This is a genomic window from Pseudomonas sp. JV241A (assembly GCF_900275665.1).
Lineage (GTDB): Bacteria > Pseudomonadota > Gammaproteobacteria > Pseudomonadales > Pseudomonadaceae > Aquipseudomonas > Aquipseudomonas wadenswilerensis.
On the sequence record NZ_OPYO01000025.1, the window covers coordinates 182472 to 203459 of the forward strand.

13 protein-coding genes are annotated in these 20988 nt (G+C 62.1%); 1 reads left to right on the plus strand and 12 read right to left on the minus strand.

The window, feature by feature from the left end:
- The first annotated feature begins 14 nt into the window (after positions 1 to 14).
- Complete coding sequence (locus tag JV241A_RS16905) at positions 15 to 3551, plus strand: glycosyltransferase (protein ID WP_134063608.1); 3537 nt, start codon at positions 15 to 17, stop codon at positions 3549 to 3551.
- A 61-nt stretch (positions 3552 to 3612) separates the two neighbouring features.
- Here JV241A_RS16905 and JV241A_RS16910 read toward each other — a convergent pair whose 3' ends face one another.
- The 12 genes from JV241A_RS16910 to flgD form a co-directional block, all read right to left on the minus strand.
- The gene (locus tag JV241A_RS16910; protein WP_134063610.1) at positions 3613 to 6417 is read right to left on the minus strand and encodes a glycosyltransferase; all 2805 of its coding nucleotides are present in this window, start codon (positions 6415 to 6417) and stop codon (positions 3613 to 3615) included.
- Between the two features lie 60 nt (positions 6418 to 6477).
- Positions 6478 to 10050 carry a glycosyltransferase gene (locus tag JV241A_RS16915; protein WP_134063612.1) on the minus strand — a complete coding sequence of 1191 codons (3573 nt, stop codon included), beginning with the start codon at positions 10048 to 10050 and terminating at the stop codon, positions 6478 to 6480.
- Between the two features lie 79 nt (positions 10051 to 10129).
- Positions 10130 to 11704, minus strand: coding sequence for a flagellar hook-associated protein 3 (locus JV241A_RS16920; protein WP_134063614.1), 1575 nt, complete (start codon positions 11702 to 11704; stop codon positions 10130 to 10132).
- 13 nt (positions 11705 to 11717) lie between these two features.
- Positions 11718 to 13766, minus strand: a complete 2049-nt coding sequence (gene flgK / locus JV241A_RS16925) for a flagellar hook-associated protein FlgK (RefSeq protein WP_134063616.1) — start codon at positions 13764 to 13766, stop codon at positions 11718 to 11720.
- Positions 13767 to 13776: 10 nt separating this feature from the next.
- Complete coding sequence (flgJ, locus tag JV241A_RS16930; RefSeq protein WP_134063618.1) at positions 13777 to 14976, minus strand: flagellar assembly peptidoglycan hydrolase FlgJ; 1200 nt, start codon at positions 14974 to 14976, stop codon at positions 13777 to 13779.
- Between the two features lie 11 nt (positions 14977 to 14987).
- Positions 14988 to 16097 carry a flagellar basal body P-ring protein FlgI gene (locus JV241A_RS16935; protein WP_010224970.1) on the minus strand — a complete coding sequence of 370 codons (1110 nt, stop codon included), beginning with the start codon at positions 16095 to 16097 and terminating at the stop codon, positions 14988 to 14990.
- Positions 16098 to 16109: 12 nt separating this feature from the next.
- Complete coding sequence (gene flgH / locus JV241A_RS16940; protein ID WP_134063620.1) at positions 16110 to 16805, minus strand: flagellar basal body L-ring protein FlgH; 696 nt, start codon at positions 16803 to 16805, stop codon at positions 16110 to 16112.
- Positions 16806 to 16859: 54 nt separating this feature from the next.
- Entirely contained in the window at positions 16860 to 17645 is a 786-nt protein-coding gene (flgG, locus tag JV241A_RS16945) for a flagellar basal-body rod protein FlgG (protein ID WP_115088097.1), read from the minus strand.
- 45 nt (positions 17646 to 17690) lie between these two features.
- Positions 17691 to 18431, minus strand: a complete 741-nt coding sequence (locus JV241A_RS16950; RefSeq protein ID WP_115088098.1) for a flagellar basal body rod protein FlgF — start codon at positions 18429 to 18431, stop codon at positions 17691 to 17693.
- A gap of 189 nt (positions 18432 to 18620) precedes the next feature.
- Entirely contained in the window at positions 18621 to 18806 is a 186-nt protein-coding gene (locus tag JV241A_RS16955; RefSeq protein ID WP_115088503.1) for a hypothetical protein, read from the minus strand.
- A gap of 75 nt (positions 18807 to 18881) precedes the next feature.
- Complete coding sequence (flgE, locus tag JV241A_RS16960; protein WP_134063622.1) at positions 18882 to 20207, minus strand: flagellar hook protein FlgE; 1326 nt, start codon at positions 20205 to 20207, stop codon at positions 18882 to 18884.
- 30 nt (positions 20208 to 20237) lie between these two features.
- The gene (gene flgD / locus JV241A_RS16965) at positions 20238 to 20981 is read right to left on the minus strand and encodes a flagellar hook assembly protein FlgD (RefSeq protein WP_134063624.1); all 744 of its coding nucleotides are present in this window, start codon (positions 20979 to 20981) and stop codon (positions 20238 to 20240) included.
- Positions 20982 to 20988 lie beyond the last annotated feature (7 nt).

Sequence of the window (20988 nt, forward strand, 5' to 3'; positions counted from 1 at the left end):
CCCAAGGGAACCGTATGAGCGCTCCATCCCTGCATGGAAAACCCAGCAACCCGTATTACATCTATGCACCCGACTACCGCGAAACCTCTTCCGGCATCTGTACGCTGCACTACCTGTGCCACGCCCTGAACCTGACCGGCCAGGAAGCCTACGTGTTTGGCTGCAAGGTGCGAAATCCGCGGTTGCGCACCCCGGAACTGACTGAAGAAATCCGCCGCCATCACCTGGCAATCGGCGTCGCCCCTATCGCCGTCTACCCCGAGATCCTCGGTGGCAACCCGCTGGACTGCCCGGTGGTTGCACGCTACATGCTCAACAGCGATGCGTACATTTCCGGCAAGTACCTGGACAGCGAACCGAGCGACCTGTTCTTTTACTTCGCCCATGATTTCCGCGACGGCAAGTCACTGGCCAACATGCTGACCCTACCGGTCATCGATACCAACCTGTTCGCGCCCCTGCCAACCCCGGTACAGCGCAAGGGCAACTACCTGTACTTGCACCGCTTCGATGCCAGCCAGGTGGATTACTCGCTGCTGCCCGACGACATCGAAATCCTGAGCCTGCGCAATCCGAAGACCCTGGCGCAACTGGCAGAGATCTTCCAGACTGCCGAGACCCTGTACAGCTATGAAATCTCGGCAACCTGCAGCGAGGCCCTGCTGTGCGGCTGCCCGGTGATCTACCTGCGTGGTGGGCGGGTACATGAATTGCCGTTTACCGAGCACATCGGCAATGCCGGTGCCGCGATGTACGAAGAGCCTGGCGGACTGGAACGCGCACGCGCCTCGGTGATGCTGGCGCGCCAGCGCCTGCTGGATGTCGAGACGCACTTCTGGCCACAACTGCAGCACTTTGTCGAGCTGACCCAGCAAGCGACACGCGAGCACCTTACCGACAGCCATGTACCCAGCATCAGGGAATGGCTGCTCAACCGCATGCTGACCCCGATTCAGCAGCACCTGGTGGATCAGCGCCGCCAGCAGTTGCGCGGTCATACCAGCCTGACCGTGCTGGTACGCGACCCCCTGGGTGATGCTCGGGCGCTTGCCGACACCCTGGAAAGCCTGGAACTCTGGCAGTCGACCTCTTCGATCGCCATAGAAACCGTGGTCCTCAGCACACGCCCGGGCCCGGACCAACTGCCAGACAACCGGCAATGGCTGTACTGTGCCGAACCAGGCGCCATGGCGTTGAACGAGGTAATCAAGGCCACTGACAGCGACTGGTTCATGCTGCTCAGCGCCGGTGATGAAATGCTGCCGGCCGGCACCTTGATGCTCGACCTCGAACTGCCCGGCGCCGAGGGCTGCCGGATGCTGTACTGCGACGGCATGTTCCGCTCGGCGGATGGACCCGGTGCGGTGCTGCGCCCCTGCGCCAACCTCGATTACCTGTTGAGCCTGCCGTTGGCCATGGCCAGCCACTGGCTGGTGCGCCGCGAAGTGGCCCTGCAGGTCGGCGGTTACGACCTAAAACTGCCCCAGGCCCTTGAGCTGGACCTGATCCTGCGCCTGATCGAAAGCGGCGGCATGAGCGGCATTGCCCACCTCGACGAACCCCTGGTGATCAGCAACAGCCCGACCCTGGACCACAACCCTGACGAGCGCCAGGCCCTGCTGCGCCACCTGGCCAATCGTGGCTATGCCGATGCCCGGGTTGTTGAGGAACCCGCTCGCCATTACCACCTCAAGTATGGCCACCAGCAGCAACCGCTGGTGTCGATCCTGATTGCCACCCACGACCAACTGCCGCTGCTGCAGCGCTGCGTTGAAAGCCTGCTTTCGTGCACGCGCTATCCGCACTTCGAAGTGATTCTGGTCGACAACGACAGCCAGCAACCCGAGACCCTGACCTGGCTCGACGAGATGGCCTCGGTGGGCGGCGACAAGTTGCGCGTGCTGCGCTACCCCTACGCCTACAACCCCAGTGCCATCAACAACCTGGCGGCCAGCCAGGCGCACGGCGAGTATCTGGTGCTGCTCAACCCTGATACCGTGGCCATTCGCGAAGACTGGCTGGACGCGTTGCTCAACCATGCCTTGCGTCCCGAAGTCGGCGTGGTGGGCGGCAAATTGCTCGGTGCCAATGGCAAACTCCAGCACGCCGGCCTGATCAGTGGCCTGCGCGGGCCAGCCAGCAGCCCCTTCCTCGATCAGCCCGCCAGTGCCAGTGGCTACCTGCAGCGCTTGCTGGTCGACCAGAACCTCAGCGCGGTCAGCTCGGCCTGCCTGATGATCCGCACGGCGCTGTACATCGAAGCCGGCGGCATGGACGAGACCGCTTTCCAGATCACCTGCAACGACCTGGACCTGTGCCTGAAGGTGGCCGACCTGGGCTACCTGAATGTCTGGACTGCACACGCAGTGCTGCTGCATGAAGGCGGAGCGAGCTGGACTGAAGCCAGGAAGCAACCACACAACAAACAGCGCTACTACCTCGATCAGCAGAACGCTTATGACAAATGGCTGGCGGTGCTGGCCAACGACCCGGCCTATAACAAGAACCTGTCGCTGCGAGGCAATGGATTCGAACTTGAAGGCAATCATGGCCTGACCTGGAAACCCCTGTCCTGGCGCCCGCTGCCAGTGGTGCTGGGCCACCCGGCGCAGGGGGCAAACCCGGCGCCGGAACGCCTGGCACAACCTTTCGAACAACTGCGCAACAGCGGCTTCGTCGATGGCTGCCTGAGCAGCAGCGTGCTGAGCCCGGTCGCCCTTGAGCGCCTGCAGCCGGACGTCATTGTGTTCCAGCGCCACACTGACCTGCAGCGCCTGGCGCAAATGCACCGCGTTGAGCAGTTGAGCAAGGCCTTCAAGATCCTTGAGGTGGATTGCTTCCTGCCAGCCCTCGAAGGACCACTGGCTTGCGATCAGCAACGCGGTTGGGATGCGCTGCACCAGGCTGCCCGACATGTCGACCGGATCATCGTCCCGACCCAAGCGCTGGCCGAAGCCCTGGAAGGCGTGCACGCAGACATTCGCGTGGTCGAGAGCCGCCTTGGCAAGCAATGGCTGAACCTGCCCCTGGCGCAACGCCTGCCAGGCAAGCCGCGGGTTGGCTGCGCCTTCGACAGCCGCCAGCACAGCAGCGGATTACTCCTCGACGGTCTGGTCCGGCAACTGGCCGACCAGGTCGAATGGGTGCTGTGGGGGGAGGTGCCCATGCATTTGCGCCCTCTTGCCAAGGAGGTCCACGACGGCCAACTGCAAGACAAGCCGGCAATCATGGCGAGCCTGAACCTGGACATCGCCCTGGTGGTGCTGGGGGACAGCACCTTCGATCGCTGCGCCAGCGCCTTGCCGCTGCTGCAGATGGGAGCGTGCGGCTACGCGGTCATCTGCAGTGATGTCCAGGCCTTGCATGGCCCTTATCAGGTCACGCGGGTCGCCAACGACCTGCAAGCCTGGTCGCAGGCACTCACCGAGCACCTTGAGCAGCCGCAGGCAACCCGCCAGAAAGGCGCCAGACTGCGTCAGCAGGTGATCGAGCAAGGCCTGCTCGATGACGCGTACCTGCAAACCTGGCGAGCGGCCTGGATGCCTGGTTGAACCGATGCAGCAGCCATGAAAAAGCCGGGTGGGAACCCGGCTTTTTCATTTGCTTGAGGTATTACTGCAAGTCGGCCAACCAGTGCAACTGGACCGCCTCGCCTGGCGCGACCATTCGGGAAACATCCACGCCATGGCGCTCATCCACCCGCGCCCTTACGTTGAATGCCGATGGCCAGCGCGCAGCCAGGACCTGCTGCTGCGCCTGATCAAGCAGCGGCACGCCCGCGTTGAGCAATTGCGCCAGAGGCGTGCAGATCACCATCAGGCCCGCTTCGGCCGCCTTCAGGCAAAGGTCGATATCGGCACCGTCAATCACTTGCAAGCCGGCACAGTGCTCGAGCAACTCCTTGCGCACCATCAGGCAGTCTTCGCTGACCGCGGCAACGCTACGCACCTGCGCCAGCCCCAGCATCGATTCGACGGTGTCGCGCGAGGCCCCCAGCCACGCACCGCGCACCTGCTGGGTATCCAGCAGCTCGTAACCGGCATGGGTAATGAACCCCGCCTCGTCGTGCATCTGGCCACCCACCACACCGACTTCCGGCCGAAGGGCCTGATTGAGCAAGGCTTCGATCCAGGACGGAGAAAGCACCTGGCTGCGACTGGAGAGCAGTATCAGGTATTCACCCTGGGCCTGGGCCGCCGCCTCGTTGATCATCTGCACATGCTCAAGCGGTTGCGCACTGGTCAGGAGTTTTACCCGGCCACTCAACTGCAGATCGCCCAGACCGGCGGCAGTCGATTCGGCCGCAGCGCCAGAGCTGACCACTATCACTTCATAGCGCGGATAGCGGGTGCGCTGAACAATGCTCGCCAGGCAAGTCTTGAGCTGGGCGATGTCATCACCGGCCGGCAACAGGATGCTGACCAGCGGCGACTGCGAATGACGGTAGTCGATCTGGAAGCCGCCGTCAGCGCTTTCACTCACCTGACTGTTGTAGCCGAGCACGCCCAGATGGCGCTTGAGGGTCGCCAGCGCTGCATCCGCCATGCTCTCACGGGCGCACTGACCGATCACCAGGTACTCATCCAGATGGGCCAGGCCGCCAACACCCTGCTCTTCCACCAGCCTGAGCAGCAGATCGAACTCCAGCGCCTGCGCACAATGTTCGCTGTAGCCACCCAATGCGACCACTCTGTCGCGGCGCACCAGCCAATGCCGCGACATCAGGTCCGGACGGCTACGCAGCAAGTCCAGGTTGCAACCGGGGCGGACAATACTGAGCAGGCGCCCGTCCTGGTCACGCTGCACGACGTTGGCGCAGATAGCATGACAAGCATCGGCGCCGGCCAACTCGACCTGCAGGCGCAACAACCCACCTTCGGCCAGCACGTCGCCAGCCTGCAGCAGCATCAACCAGTCGCTGGACAACTGCCGCACTACCTGGTTGATATGCGCGACCAGGTTGCCGGGGCTCACCTTGATGAAATGCAGGGTGTCTTTGGCCGTGGTGATCGCTGGCAACTGGCCGACCTTGAACACCACGATCTTGAAGTTGCGCAGGCCGCTGGCCAGCAGGCTGTCGAAGGTATCCTGCAATGCAATGTCGCTGTCATCCAGGTCGACCACCAGGAAGGCCATCTGCGGCGACCGTTTTTTCCCCAGGTGACCCAGGATGCGCTTGCGCGCGGCGCTGTCTGGCGTCGCGGCGGCAATGGCCGCCAGCACCTTGCCCGACGGCGTAGCGGCCAGCAACGGCTGTACATTCGAACCCGGCAACTCTTCGAGCTGTTCGAGCCACCGGCTGAGCACCTGGATCAGTGTCTGATCGTCCTTGCTGTCCAGGGTAGCGAGCAGGCGCTGGCAGACCTGCGGATTGAACAGCCCCAGGCCGAAAGCCTGCAAGTAGCGCGCCTTGAGGCTTTCCTGAGTGTCGTTGGGCTGGACCACCAGCAACGCCTGCTGGCGTACCCAGGTACCTTCCAGTGAGTTCTTGTGCGCCTGCCCGGCTGGCCAGGCATGCAGCAGAAACTCCAGCGCCCGCAATTGCCCGAACAACACCGCGTTGTAGTACGGCATTTCGACAAACTGGCGCGGCTCGAAACTGCGCTCGGGCTCAGTCACTACGCTGCTCCAGCGCGAGGTGAAGAGCAACGGCGCCTGACGCCCTTCATGGCTATTGCGCACGAACGCGTTGAGCACCTCGAAACCCTGGGCATCGGCGCATACCTGGCCATGTTGCTCATCCCATTGGCGAATCAGGCGCACGGTTTGGTTGAGCTGCTCTTGTGCCGCACCCTGCGGGGACGATGATGGGCGGTACTCGCTGATGAGACTGGCTTGCGCCAACACCTTGACCGCACCTTGTGCCAGCAGCCCATAGGACAGCGCCACGCACCAGCCCTCGAACTCCAGGCCCAGCGGTGCATCAGCCAGCACCGCCTTCAAGCTCTCGACCCGCACCAATGCCCGCCAGGCCTGCAATGCGTGCTCACCATGCCGCGCAATACGCTCACGAGCGGTTTCAGCGATTGCGTTGGCGCCCAAGGCTGCACCGAACTTGTAATAGGCCACCTCGCTGTTGCCAGGGCAATAACCCAGCGAGTACCCCTGGGCCATCAGGTATTCAGGCTCCACCCGCAGGGCCTGGGCCTGGGCACTCAAGGCATCGGCCAAAAGGAAGTCACTGTCCAGCGCAAGCACCACAAAGGGCGTTTCGACCTGCTCCAGCGCTGCAAGCAACTGCGCCTTCCAGACCGCGCTCGATGCTTGCTGGCAAGGCACCGCCACCGTCACCTGGTGACGGAAGCGTGCCCGGTAGTAGTGGGCGGCACGACCGCTGTAACCAGGATCATTCTGCCCCAGCAAAACGACGGTTACATCGTCCAGAAATACCGCCGACTCCAATGCTTTTTCACCCATAGCGCACCTGATGCTCTCGTTGTTCTGTTGCTGACAAGGCCGGCAAGCCGGCCCGTTCGATCAATCGGCCAACCAGCCGTTGGCCCATTGCTGCAAATTGTGCTCGGTCAGTACGTAGTCTCGCAGCACCGCCTCGCGCAGCGCATCGCCCTGCCGGTAGCTGGCCTGCGGGTCAGCCAGGTGCATGCGGATCGCCTCCAGCCATTCCTGTGCGGTGTTGCTCAGCACGCGCGTACAGGGCAAGTAGCCCTGATAAGCCTTGGTGTCGGTACAGATCACCGGGAACCCGCAGGCACCATACTCAAGCAGGCGCAGGTTGCTCTTGCAATCGTTGAACAAATTGACCTCGAGCGGCGCCAGCGCCAGGTCCAGGTCCAGGCTGGCCAGCTTTTGCGGATACAAGTGCAGGCCGACACCGCTGTGAAATTCCTTGATATACGGGCGCAGGATGTCCGGGCACATGCCAAAGAACACCCAGTCGACCTCGTTGGCCAACGCCTTGACCACATCGGCGATCAGCTCCAGATCGCCCCGATGGCTGGTGCCACCGGCCCAGCCGACACGCGGCCTGGACGAGGTCTGGCGGCGGCTGTTCAAGCCCAGCCACAACTGCGACGCCAGCATGTTCGGCACCACGCGGATGTCCTGATGCATGCTCGACAAGGCATCCGCCAGTGGCTGGGTCGATACGACCAGGCGGTCGCACATCGCAACGCCACGGGAAACCATTTCGCGCATGTTGCCCGGCATGTTGCGGCCGTGGTCGTTTTTCTCCGGCAGGTCGAGGATGTAGTCATCGATCTCGTAGATTCGCCGGGCATTGGAGAATCGCTTGATACGCGCAAAATCGTCGAGCGAACTGCTCATGTAGCGGCACTGGAGAATAATCACGTCCGGCTTGTCTCGCTCAAGCTCGATGACGCCCGGGGTCGAGTAATTGACCCGGCCCTGAATCCAGCCGGCACGCTCCAGTTCCGACAATGGCTGGGACACCCGGTAGTGACCGATCGCCGTAGTATTGATCGGCAAGCCCAGGACATAGGGCAAGGTGCGACTGATGAACGGGTCCCAGCCGCTGCGCAAGCCCGGGTCGAGGCTGAAGCTGGACATCGTCAGGTGCAGGTTGCGGTTGTATGCCGGATCATAGGCAACCCGTGATAGCCAGCGCTGGTAGAAGGCATCGCGATCCTGTGCCCTGCCTGAGACAGCTGGCGTGCGCCCTGCCGCTGCCAGCCGGGCGACCAGCGCATAGGGGGTCCACACCACCAGATAGCCAAGGTCGCGAACCCGCAGGCAGAAGTCGGCGTCGAGCCAATCGTTCAGGTACTGGTCTGCGGCCAGGCCTTCAAGCTCGGCAAAGATGTCGCCGCGCACCAGCAGGCAATCGCCGCTGACAGCACTCCAGTTCTGCACGGTAGTGAGGCGGTTCATGTAGCCGCTGGCATCCGCCGCAAGCCCCACAAACGGGCTGTCGGCCGGGCCGTGCAGGCCCAGCACCAGGCCCGCGCCCACCACCGAACCGTTGCTGGCACACAGCTTGGGCCCCACCACGCCAACTTCCGGACGCTGCGCCTGACTCATCAGCTCGCCCAGCCACTGCCCGTCAAAGATCATGCAAGCGGCATCGAGCAGCAGCAGATAAGCGCCACGTGCCTGAGTGCTGGCCTGGTTGATCCGCTGGTGCACACCCGGCACCGCAACATCGAGGATGCGCAACTGTTCGCTGCCCAGGCTACGCATGGCGCTGAACCAGTCCAGCATCGGCGCCGGCTCATTGCCAGTGGCAAGCACCAGCACCTCGTAGTTGGCATAGGCCGTGTGTTCGAAAATCGACTCCACGCAGCGCCGCAATACAGGCAGATCGTCTCCCGCGTCGATGATGATCGACACCGCCGGCAACTGCCCATGCTGATACAGCACCCTCGACATCAAGGTACCCTCGGCACTGGCCACCTTTGCGGCCACACCCAGGCGCTGCAGGTGCGCCTTCAGAATCCGCGGGGCCTGGGCCAGGCAGGCCGGGTCAATCAACCATTGGCCATAATCGGCCTGGCACTCCACGAGCAGCTCGGCAACATGCTCGACCACGTGCAGGCCTTCGGCTTCAACCATTCGCCAGAGCAAATCCTGAGGTGCCAGCACGCCAAAGTCCTGGGAGAACCCGCCCAGCGCCAGGGTCTTGGCGCAATCGAATGCCAACATGCGTCCCACGTAGGGCAAACTGCGCATCAGGTCGAGGTTGAAATCCGGCTTGAAGATCGGCTGGCCGGCTTGCAGGTTGTCGTTGCTGCCCTCGTCGGTGTACAGACAGGTTGCGCCGGTCCGCAAGGCCATACGCTCGGCCATGATCACCAAGGCATGTGGATGCAGACGGTCACCGGCCTGCAGCAGGTAGATCCAGTCAGCCTGATCAGCACCTGCCAGGCGCTCGTTTAGCTGGCCGAAACCCTCATCACGCAGGGCTATATGCTGTACCCCGGCCCCACTGCCCACCTGACCTTCCTGCGTGCTCAGCACCCAGACCTGACTGGCGGCATAGGACTGGGCCTGAAGGCTTTGCAGTGTCAGCTTCAACGCCAGCGCATCACCTTGCGGATCAAAAACCGCGACCACAATGCGCGGCCGATGCGGCCATCGCTCGATGCGCTTGGGCAATGAGCGCTCCTGCGCTGGCGACAGTTTCCGGCACTCCAGCCACTCGGCGTAGACGTCAGCAAAACTCAGGCTTTGACTGCCAACCTGCTCCTGACAACGAGCAAACTGGGCAGAATACAGGCGGTTCAGTTCGTACTCTTCCCAAGCCTTGTCCGGCCCCTCGCTGTACAGCGCAATAGGCACGTAACGCACCCAGCCGGTAGCGGGTGCCGCTTCACTGGCCCGTGAGGCCAGCATCTGCAGCAGCCATTCCGTTTCGTGGGTAAATGCCAGCTGCGTGCCGGCATGATGGCTTAGCCGCCCGGCATGCATGCGCTCGACGCTAAGCACGTCTTTCAGACTGGCCAGGTGCCCGCGACGCAGCAAGCAGATGTACAAGGCGATATCCAGGCGTGCAGAGAAGCCATGACCATCCTGTACCAACTGGGCGAGAAACTCTTCGACCTGGAGCCTTCGGAACAAAGCGTGACTGATGCCGCCAATCAGGTTAACCCCGTTGGCCGAGATGATCTCAAGCAGGTCACCGCCATTGATCACCGCACTTTCCGCGGAAATCACGAAATTGACCATTCGCGATGGCAACAAGGCGTCGTCGAAGGCGCACAGCAGGCGCTGGTTTATCACCATGCTCACATCAGGGCACTGCTCCAGCGTCGCAGCCTGCAGTGCGATACAGCCATCGAGCAGCCAATCGTCATCGCACAGGAACTTGATCAAGCTGCCGCGGGCGTGCTCCAGGCACACCAGCAGATTACGCGCAAACCCCAGGGTGCCCGGGTTGCGCACATAACGCAGCGGGTACGGTGATTGAACCGCCAACTGATCGACGATCGCCTTGACTTCGTCCCCGGGACTGTCATCGCACACGACTACTTCGAGATTGTCGTATTGCTGCGCAATGACACTTTGCAGTGCCCGAGCCAGAGATTCGGGGTTGAAGGCGGGAATGGCGACGCTGACTAGTGGCTGTTCGTTCACGATGGGAAACCTGGAGAGGATCCGTTGCCCGCCCCCCAGCGGGAGGCGGCGCAACGGTCAGTACTGCGGTGAGAACCTGTCAGAGGCGATTGAACAGGCTCAGCGAGGAGATCTTGGTGAACGCCAGTTGCGAGGCCTGCAACATGGTCTGCTGCAGGTTGAGGCGAATCAGCACCTCGGCCGGGTCGGCGTCACGGATCGAGCTCTGCGTCTTGGTGTTGGCCATTTTCAGGCTTTCGTTGGTTTCGGCCTGAACATCGAGTGCAGCGCCGCGGGCACCGATGGAACTGATGGCTTCGGCGACCTTGTTGGCGCCGCTGTCCAGGTTACCGATTGCCGATTGCAAGGCCCCCTGATACTTCTGCCGTGACGCCAGATCTTTGTCCACCGGCAGCTCCAGCGCCTTGCGAAACGCCGAGATGGTATCGAGGATGTTCTGGGTCTGGTGGTTATCGACCTTGACCGAAAACTGGTCGCCAGCAGCTGGCGGTGCCGAGAAATCGAAATCGACACCGGCAATCGTGGCCTTGGTTGCCGGGGTACCGGTCAGCGTGCCAGTGGCAACCGGGCGCGCGTCTGGCCCCAAGGGCTGAGCATAGACTTCGTAGCCTGAAGCGCTGGTGAACTTGATGACTGCGCCACCGCCGGGGAAGGCATTGTGGTAGGCAGTCGAGTCGGTGATCTTGGCGCCGGTGATCTGCGACGACGAAGTATTGCCGGGGCTGCGCGAACCGCTGACTTCATCTGGCTTGGAGCCGAGCGAAAAGGTATGGCCGGCGATCAGCGCATCAGCGTTGGGCTTGTCCGCTTCCGTCAAGTTGATATCGAGGATCATCTCGACACCACGGAAGGTAACACTACCCGGTTTGCTCGGATCGAACTTACCTTCGCCGGTTGCCTCCAGGGTCACGTCGTTGTTCGCCGCGTCGGTGACCTTGAACTGCGTGCTGCTGGTGAAGGTGATGGTGTACGGCTCGCCACCGCGGAAGCGATCGTTGTACTGGGTGCTGCCGGAGACCTGGCCATTGGACAGGCCGACCCGGCCGTCATCCACTGCCGGCGAGGTCAGCTTGGTCTGGCTGCGGCTGGTGTTCAGCGCCTGTTCGAACACGCTGTAGCCACTCTCGTTGGTGGCCATGCTGAGCATGTCACCGACCTGCAGGTTCAGGGTGCTCTGGTCGCCCTGGTAGGTATAGGTGCCATCGGCATTACGCACGTACGGCGGGGTATCGCCACGGGAACCGGAGAACAGGTACTTGCCGTTTTCATCACGGCTGTTCATCAGGTTGTAGAGCTGCTCTTCGAGCTGGGCCAGCTCCTGGGCATTGGCCTTTCGGTCGGTGTCGGTGTAGCCGCCGCTGCCGGCACCGATGGCCAGTTCCTTGACCCGCGCCAGGACGTTGGTAATGCCGTTGAGGGTCGCCTCGGAGGTGCCCAGGCTGTTGCGCACGTTGGTGATGTTGCCATCGTACTGGTCGATCAGGTTGCTCTGCTGTTGCAGTTGCAGCAGGCGAGCAGCCCCAACCGGATCATCGGCAGCGGTGCGCACGCGAATGTTGTCGCTGGCTTGCTGGCCGGTCTTGACCGCATTGGAGAAGTTGCGCTGATAGTTCGCGGAGCTGGTTTCGTAGAACTGGGAAGTAGAAATACGCACGGTCTACCACTCCTTAAAGGGCGTTGATCAGCGTGGAGAAGATTTCCTGCGCCGCTTTGATGATTTGCGACGAGGCCGTGTAGTACTGCTGGAACTTGATCAGGTTGCCGGCCTCTTCATCGAGCTGCACGCCCGACAGCGAATCGCGCGAGGCCCTGGCCGACTCATGCAGAGCGCCGGTAGAGTCGACATCCATCTGCGCCTGGGCGGTCTTGCCGCCGACGTTTTCCACCAGCTTGCCGTAAGCGTCGGTCAAGCTGATGCCTTTGCCATTGGCGCCGACTTCGACGGTACCCTTGGTCTGCAGGTCGATCACCGCCTGGCCGTTGCGATTATTGTCCGAACCCGAGCCGGTCATGCCGACGGTGTAGTTGTCACCTTCCTTGGGCGCGCCCGACACGCTCATGTCGAAGGTGAAGGACTTCTGGTTACCATTGGCATCCTTGATCGCTGCGCCGGTGGAGTCGACCATCGGCACCGAGAACTGCAGTTTGTTTTCCTGGCCCGGAATAATGGTGCCGGTACCCAGCGTGCCACCCTTGGCATCGAGCAGCTTGTAGGTTTGCGGGTTGACCTTTTCGTCACCGAACACCAGCTTTACCGGGGTCGAATACTTCAGGCCGTTCTGCAGGTCCAGGCGCTGGGCCGGATCGTAGATGTCCAGGGTCGACGTCAGGTTTGGCTGGCCGATGATCCCGGTGCCCTTGTTGCCGGCACCGCTGGTGGAAGTCAGCGGCGATGCCAGCGCCAGGCGCTTGGGATCGGTAAGGACGGTGTCCAGGTTGGTCGCGGCATTGCGTGTCGGGGTGATCTTGAAGGTGTCACCGGCCTTCACCGCACCGCCATTGAGGTTGAGGCTGAAACCGTCGATGACCGGCGCCGGATCGTCGGTAAGATCGTAGGAACCGATGACGCTGCCTTCCGGCAGCTTCTTGACGCTGTAGCCGGTGGCACTGGTGAAGGTCACCTGGTAGTCGCTGGTGCTCAGCTTGCCGGTGTCCTTGATGGTCACATCGAGGTTGCCGGAGCCTGCGCTATTGCCCGCCTGGGCGATGCTGCGCTGGCTGATCAGCTCGGGGCTGTTGATGTTGTTGAACAGGGCCGCGCCGAACTCGCCGTTCTTGTCGATGCCCTGTGCCAGCTGGCTGTTGATGCGGTCGGCCATGACCAGGGCCACGCGCCCCAGTTCATTCAGCGACGGGTCCAGCACTTCACTGCGATAGCGCAGCAGGCCGCCCATCTCACCGCCCTTGAGGCTGGAGGTGACATCCATGGTGGTAGTGCCACGGTTGATCTGCACGCTGACCCGGGTAGGGTCGTTCTTGCTCGGCACGGTCTGCAGGGTATTGGTGGTTTTACCCATTACCAACGGCTGGCCGTTTTCCAGGTAGATGTCGAGGTTGCCTTCGCGCTCGACCACCTGGGTACCGACCAGCTCGGAGAGCTGGCGCACCGCTTCATTACGCTGGTCGAGCAGGTCGTTCGGGGTGCCCTGCACCACCGCTACCCTGGAGATCTGATCGTTGTACTGGGCAATGGTCGCTGACAGCTTGTTGACCTGGTCGGCCATCGAAGCCAGGTTGCCATTGATGTTGCTGTTCTGTTCGTTGAGCTGGTTGGCGATGGTGTTGAAGCGCTTGCTCAGCGATTGCGCGCTGGTCAGCAGCAACTGGCGCGACGCATCTTCATTAGGCTTGGCAGCAGAACTCTGCAAGGCACTGAAGAAGCTCTTCAAGGCGCCGGTGATGCCGGTATCGGCGCCCGACAGTATCTGGTCGATCGGCCCGACCTGCTTCAGGTACGAGGCGGCATCACTGCTCAGCGAGGTGGTGGTACGCAGCTGGCTTTCAAGGTAGGCATTGTACACCCGGCGCACATCGGAGAGGGTCGTGCCGGTGCCGATGAAGACATTGCCAACCTGCTGCGCGCCGCTGGCCCGCTGCACGTTCTGCTGGCGCGAATAACCGGCAACATCGGCATTGGCAATGTTGTTACCCGTGGTGTGCAGGCCCGCCTGGTTGGCGTTGAGCCCCGACATCCCGATGTTGATCAAACTCGCCATGGTTCAAACCTTATAGTTTCGTTGTAGTGCCAATCGCTGCGTAGCTTTCGTACGATTTCATCTGTTTGGCGATCTGCGAAATCTTGCTCGCGTAATCCGGGTCGGTTGCGTAACCGGCTTTCTGCAGCTCGCGTACAAACTGTTCCGGTTTATCGGCAGCCTTGACCGCATCTTTATAGCGCGCGTTGTTCTGCAGCAGGCTGACCAGATCATGGAAGCTGTCCTGGTAGGAATCATAGGAACGGAACGCCGCGGTCTCCTTGACGAACTGACCGTCACGGAACTCGCTGGTGATCGCCCGCGCCTGGCCGCCCTGCCAGTTGCCGGTGGCCTTGATGCCGAACAGGTTGTGGCTGCTGCTGCCATCGGCCTGACGCATGACCGACTTGCCCCAGCCGGTTTCCAGCGCCGCCTGGGCCACCAGGTAGCGCGGATCGATACCGATGCGCTTGGCGGCCTGCTCGGCCATCGGCAACATGGTGGCGACGAATTCATCGGAAGAACCGAACGCACGCTTGGCCGGTGCCAGCGGCGGCTGGGCCACGGCGCGACCATAGATGCGCATCGAGCCCGGCGCGGCAAAGCTCTGCGCCGACTGCCAGTCGCCTTTGACCACGGCATCGGTCATGGCCGTGGTGCGCTGCGGCAAGGCTGCGGTGTTGGTGGTGGCCGCAGCGGCGCCGGCCGACGGTACGATGCCGGCCAGCAGGCGATCGGTCAGCTTGCCCGGCAGGGCCAGGCGACGCGAGTTGAGCGCTGCCATATCGTTGCGGGTGACGGCGGTTTCTTCGCTGCGCACAGGCTCGGCCACCTTGGCCGCCCACAATGGACGCTGCTGGGTGTCCACCCGCGGGAACGGGCTGTTGTTGGTCGCGGCGCTGGCCTTCTGCTTGGACAACTGGCGCATCAGCACTTCCTGCAGACCGATACCGCCGCCCTCGCGGGACATGCTCACCGCCAGCTGCTGGTCGTACATCTGCTGGTACTGCTTGGTGGTCTCGGTATTGAGCGGGTTGTCCTTGGCCAGCACGTCGCTGGCCGAGCGCATCGACTTGAGCATCTCGTTGAGGAACAACGACTCGAATTCCTGGGCCACCTTGCGCAGGTTGGCGTCGCTGTCGCGATCGCCGACCTTCAGCGAGTTCAGACGATTGAGGTCGGTGTAAGCCCCGGTATCGGCGGCATTGAATGCGCTTTTCGGCATATCCATGGCCAGCCCCCTCAGATCACGATCAGGTCGGCTTGCAAGGCGCCGGCCTGTTTCAGGGCTTCAAGGATCGCCATCAGGTCACCGGGTGCAGCACCCACCTGATTTACCGCACGGACGATTTCATCCAGGGTGGTACCCGGGCCGAACTTGAACATCGGCTTGGCTTCCTGCTCGGCATTGACCCGCGAGCGCGGCACCACGGCGGTTTCACCATTGGAGAACGGCCCCGGCTGGCTGACGATCGGGTCTTCGGTGATGGTCACGGTCAGGCTGCCGTGAGTGACCGCCGCTGGCGACACCTTGACGTTCTGGCCGATGACGATAGTGCCGGTACGCGAGTTGATGATGACCTTGGCCACGGCCTGGCCCGGATCGATCTCGAGGTTCTCGAGGATCGACAGGTAGTCGACCCGCTGGCTTGGATCGAGCGGCGCAGTGACCCGCACCGACCCCCCATCCAGGGCCTGGGCTACACCCGGGCCGAGCAGTTCGTTGACCTTGTCGACGATGCGCTTGGCAGTGGTGAAGTCCGGGCGATTGAGGTTCAGGGTCAGGCTGTTGCCCTGGTTGAATCCGCTGGGTACGGCGCGCTCGACCGAGGCGCCGCCCGGGATACGACCGGCCGATGGCACGTTGACGGTGATCTTCGAACCGTCGCGGCCCTCGGCATCGAAACCGCCCACCACCAGGTTGCCCTGGGCGATGGCATAAACGTTGCCATCGATACCCTTGAGCGGTGTCATCAGCAGGCTGCCGCCGCGCAGGCTCTTGGAGTTACCGATCGACGAGACGGTGATGTCCACCACCTGACCCGGCTTGGCGAACGCCGGCAGGTCGGCATGCACCGACACCGCGGCAACGTTTTTCAGCTGCACGTTGCCCGACCCCGGCGGCACCTTGATGCCGAACTGCGAGAGCATGTTGTTGAAGGTCTGCAGGGTGAACGGCGTCTGGGTGGTCTGGTCACCCGTACCGTTGAGCCCCACCACCAGGCCGTAGCCGATCAGCTGGTTGGTGCGCACGCCGGAAATGCTGGCGATGTCCTTCAGACGCTCGGCCTGCACGGCGAACGCAGTGGACAGCAGAATCGTAGCGGCAATCAGCTGCTTGAAGTTGAACATGGTCATCCGAACCTAGAAAGGCCAAAGCGGGCTGATGAAGAACCGGTCGAGCCAACCCGGCTGGCTGGCATCGGCGAACGAGCCGGTACCCGAGTAGGTGATGCGTGCATCGGCGACACGGGTTGAAGGCACGGTGTTGTCGGTGGCGATGTCATCGGCACGGATCATCCCGGCGATACGCACCAGCTCATCGCCGGTGTTGAGGGTCAGCCACTTCTCGCCGCGCACGGCAATGATGCCGTTGGGCAGCACGTCGGCAACGGTGACGGTGATCGAGCCGGTCAGGGTGTTGCCCTGGGCCGCCTTGCTGTCACCCTTGGTTGAGCGGTCGCCGCTGTAGCCGGCGCTGAGGCTGAGGTCGCCATCACCGAACGGGTTGTTGGTGGTCACGCTGCTGCCGAACAACGAGGTCAGGCCGAGTTCGGCCTTGCTGTTCTTGGCGATCTGCGAGTTGGCGTTCTTGCTCGCCTGGGTGCGCTCGTTGAGGGTGATGGTGATGATGTCACCGACCCTGAAAGCCTTGCGATCGCTGTACAGGTTCTGGTCGAAACCGGCCTGGTAGATCGAGCCGTTGTTGGCCGCCGCCGGCAATGGCGTGCGCGGCAATACCGGCGCGTAGTAGGGATCGTTGGGCTTGGGCGTCGGCGCGACGCAACCGGCCAGCAAGGCGATCCCACTCAGGGCTAGCATGCAAAACAAACGACTCATGACTCTGACCTCACGGTGTAACAGGCGCCGTTCAAGCGACCTCGAAGACTTCACTTACAGGTTCTGGGTAACGTACGAGAGCATCTGGTCAGCGGTGGAAATGACCTTGGAGTTCATTTCGTAGGCACGCTGGGTGGTGATCATGTTGACCAGCTCTTCCACGGTGCTGACGTTGGAGTTCTCCAGGGTCTGCTGCTGTACCACGCCAAAACCGTTGAGGCCCGGGGTACCGATTTGCGGCGCGCCGCTGGCGGCGGTTTCCAGGAACAGGTTGCTGCCCATGGCCTGCAGGCCGGCCGGGTTGATGAAGTCGGCGGTCTGGATGTTGCCGATGATCTGCGCCGCCGGGTTGCCGGCAGTGGTGATCGACACGGTGCCGTCCTGGCCGACGGTGAACGTCTGCGCGTCTGGCGGCACGACGATCGCGGGCTCCAGGGCAAAACCGTTGGCGGTGACGATCTGGCCATCGGAGTTCAGGTGGAAGGTACCGTCACGGCTGTACGAAACAGTGCCATCAGGCTGCAGGATCTGGAAGAAACCACGACCGTTGACCGCCATGTCCAACGGGTTCTCGGTGGTCTGCAGGCTACCGGTACTGAAGTTCTTCTGGGTGCCGACGATGCGCACACCGGTACCCACTTGCAGGCCCGACGGCAGTTCGCTGTCCTGGGTCGACTGGGCACCTGGCTGACGCTTGATCTGATAGAGCAAGTCCTGGAACTCGGCGCGATCACGTTTGAAGCCGGTGGTCGAAACGTTGGCCAGGTTGTTGGAAATGGTGGTCAAGTTGGTGTCCTGGGCGGACAAACCGGTTTTACTGACCCAAAGAGCCGGAAGCATGCTGTTCTCCTCGCGCGCCTGTTTTACGGCGCTACGTCTGTGTTATTAGCCGATTTGCAAAACACGAGCCATGGCTTCGTCGCCTTCCTTGGCCGTGGTCATCATCTTGATGTGCAATTCGAATTGACGGGACAGCGCCAGCACCGAGGTCATTTCCTCGACCGCATTGACGTTGCTCGACTCCAGGAAACCGGAGACCACCTGGACGTTGGCATCGGCGACGGCAGGCTGGCCGTTCTTGGTGTGGATCAAGCCGTCCAGGCCCTTGGTCATGTTCTTCAGGTCCGGGTTGACCAGTTTGATCCGGTCGACCTCGGCCATGACCCGCGGGCCCTCGCCCATGGCGCGGATGCTGATGGTGCCGTCCTGGCCAACCTCGACCTTCTGCTCTGGCGGCACGGCAATCGGCCCGCCATTGCCCATCACCGGCATACCGTTGCCGGCCCGCAGCACACCCAGACCGTCAATGTTCAGGCTGGCGGTGCGCACATAGGCTTCACTGCCATCCGGGGCCTGCACGGCGATGAAGCCGTCGCCGCCGATGGCGATGTCCAGGTCACGGCCGGTTTCCTGCATCGAGCCCGGGCTGAAATCAGTGGCCGGGCGCTCGGTCATGGCATAGGCCCGCGCCGGAAAGCTGTCACCGAATACCGGCATCGAGCGCGCCTGCTCCAGGTCACGCTGAAAACCGCTGGTGGAAATGTTCGCCAGGTTGTTGGCATGGGCCTTCTGCGCCAGCGCGTTCTGGCTGGCGCCGGTCATGGCCACGTATAGCATCTTGTCCACAGTCATCCTCCGCTGCGCTGGCGAACACTTGCCGTCCGCCGCTGCTTTGCAGAGCCTGAAGCAAGTTTCAAACCAACTTTTGAAAAAGGCGGAAAACGCCCGAAAGACAAGGGGTTCAAGCGCGCGCGAGATCTCACGCAGAAGATGCGCCGTCGAAAATACGGCGCCAGTTTGCCGCTAGCGGCAAGCTCAGTGGTCGCGGCAAGCCGCGTTATTGAACGGACCGGCAAAACGCTTCCAGCCCTCGCCCGGCGCAAACTGTGCGCACACCAGGCGCCCGGTGACCTGGCTTTCCCAGCGATACCAGGGCGCGGCATCAGCCCAGGCCTGGCTCATCAACAGCACGGCGAACAGCGCCATCAGCAATCGTTGCAACATGATCGATACCTCTGAAATGCAAGACCCCTTCCGAGAAAGGGGTCCGCTCACACCGATTACCTCACACCCGCATCAGGTCATCTGAATGATGGTCTGCATGATGGTGCTCTGGGTCGAGATGGTCTTGGCGTTGGCCTGGTAGTTGCTCTGCGCCTTGATCAGCTCGACCAGCTCGTTGGTCAGGTTGACGTTGGAGTCTTCCAGCGAGTTGGAAGCGATAGCGCCCAGGGTGCCGGTCTTCGGCGCATCGATTCCCGGAATACCCGACGCGTAGGTTTCGGTCCAGCGGGTGCCACCCATAGGTTGCAGGCCCTGCTCGTTGGCGAAGCTGGCGATGGCGACCTGGCCGATGGCGCGCGACTGCTGGTTGCTGAAGCTTGCGAACATCACGCCGCTGGAGTCGATGCTCAGGCTCGACAGAATCCCGGTAGCGTAACCGTCCTGGCTTTGCGACAGGCGCGTGGTCGGGGTGTTGTACGAGGTGGTGTCGGTCATGTCGATGGCGATGCCGCCAGCGTTGGCGGCCGAACCGTTGGTACCCCAGACCGGAGGCTTGGCATTCGGATTGGTCACTTCGGCAGGGATCCAGCCGGTCAACTTGAAGACCTTGTTGACCACCTCGTAACCCGAGCCCGCGGCACCGGCAGTCATGGTCTTGACGCTACCGTCGGAGTTGAACTCGATGGTGCCTTCCAGCGCCTTTGGCGGCTCTTCGGCCGGGTTCAGCGGGTTGCGGCCATCGATCAGGGTGTACGACTTCCAGGTGTTGGTCCCGGTCTTGACGTAGTACTGATCCATGACGTGCTCATTACCCTGGCTGTCGTAGATCTTGGTGGCGAAGGTCTTGTTCCAGCTGTTTTCGTCAGTCGGGCTGAAAGTGGTGGCCGCCGGGATGATCTTGTCCGACGAGTTCAGGTTCAACCCCTGGTCGATCGAAGTGGTGCTCTTGGGCGCCAGCGCCGAGGTATCGATCTTCAGGTCGGTCAGCACGCCGTTGATGATCTTGCCGTTTTCATCGACACCGTAGCCGCGCAGGCGCAGGCCGTCAGCGGTGACGACGTAGTTGTCCTTGTTGGTCTGGAAGGCACCGGCGCGGGTGTAGCTGAGCGAGCCGTTGTCGCTCAGCACGAAGAAGCCCTGACCCTGGATGCCCATGTCCAGCACGTTGCCGGTGTTGTTGATTTCACCGTTCTTGAACTGCTGCGATACCGCTGCCAGGCGCACACCGTTACCGATGTTGCTGGTGCCAACGCCCAGCTTGTTGGCCGAGTAGACGTCGGCGAATTCCGCGCGCGACGATTTGAAACCGGTGGTGGCGACGTTGGCGATGTTGTTGCCGGTCACGTCCAGTTGCTTGTTGGCTGCATAGAGACCGCTAAGGCCGATATTGAATGACATCTTTCACTCCTTGTGCCGCGTTAGCCGGCTCTATATACCGATGGTTTGGATTTTGGACAGGGCGATGCTGCCCAGGCCGGCAAGATTGAGCATCATCTCGCCGCCAGTCTGACTGATGGTGACGCTGCTGACGGTGGCCGGCAGCATGGTGTACATGTCCAGCTGCTTGCCATCGACGGTGGTCTTGGCGGCAAAGGTGTAGGTACCCGGATCGACCTTCTCGCCCTTGTCGTTGGTACCGTCCCAGACGAAAGAGGCATTGCCGGCCTTCTGCGCCCCCATGTCGATGGTCTTGACCAACTTGCCATCCTTGTCGGTAATGGTGACGGTGGCATTGCTGACCGCCTGCGGAACCACCACCGAACCGTTGAGGCTCTTGGTGGTATCGACCACGGCCTTGTCGGTCTGGGCAACCACCGAGCGACCGACCAGCGACGAGGCCTGCAGTGCCTGCGAAGACTTGTAGTTGCCGGAAATCGCGGTCACCGACTCGTTCAGCGAGGTGATGCCTTCCAGGCTGCTGAACTGCGCCAACTGGGCCACGAACTCGCTGTTGTCCTGCGGATCGAGCGGGTTCTGGTGCTGCATCTGGGTCACCAGCAACTGCAGGAACGCGTCCTTGCCCAGTGCCTGCTTGTTGGCGCCGGTCTTGCTGTTGGTGGCCGAGGCGATACCGGCGGCACTGTTGGCACTGGTTTCGCTGTTCTTCTTGCCCGACGCCTTGATGACGTCGTTCAGGCTTACGCCGGCTGTTGGATCGTTAACGCTTGCCATTGGCTTC

What these genes read in the sequence shown, in the direction of transcription:
- JV241A_RS16905 (WP_134063608.1), top strand. Translation starts at nt 15, where the DNA reads ATGAGCGCTCCATCCCTGCATGGAAAACCCAGCAACCCGTATTACATC.
- JV241A_RS16910 (WP_134063610.1), bottom strand. Translation starts at nt 6,417, where the DNA reads ATGGGTGAAAAAGCATTGGAGTCGGCGGTATTTCTGGACGATGTAACC.
- flgK (WP_134063616.1), bottom strand. Translation starts at nt 13,766, where the DNA reads ATGGCGAGTTTGATCAACATCGGGATGTCGGGGCTCAACGCCAACCAG.
- flgJ (WP_134063618.1), bottom strand. Translation starts at nt 14,976, where the DNA reads ATGGATATGCCGAAAAGCGCATTCAATGCCGCCGATACCGGGGCTTAC.
- JV241A_RS16935 (WP_010224970.1), bottom strand. Translation starts at nt 16,097, where the DNA reads ATGTTCAACTTCAAGCAGCTGATTGCCGCTACGATTCTGCTGTCCACT.
- flgH (WP_134063620.1), bottom strand. Translation starts at nt 16,805, where the DNA reads ATGAGTCGTTTGTTTTGCATGCTAGCCCTGAGTGGGATCGCCTTGCTG.
- flgG (WP_115088097.1), bottom strand. Translation starts at nt 17,645, where the DNA reads ATGCTTCCGGCTCTTTGGGTCAGTAAAACCGGTTTGTCCGCCCAGGAC.
- flgE (WP_134063622.1), bottom strand. Translation starts at nt 20,207, where the DNA reads ATGTCATTCAATATCGGCCTTAGCGGTCTCTATGCAGCCAACAAGCAA.
- flgD (WP_134063624.1), bottom strand. Translation starts at nt 20,981, where the DNA reads ATGGCAAGCGTTAACGATCCAACAGCCGGCGTAAGCCTGAACGACGTC.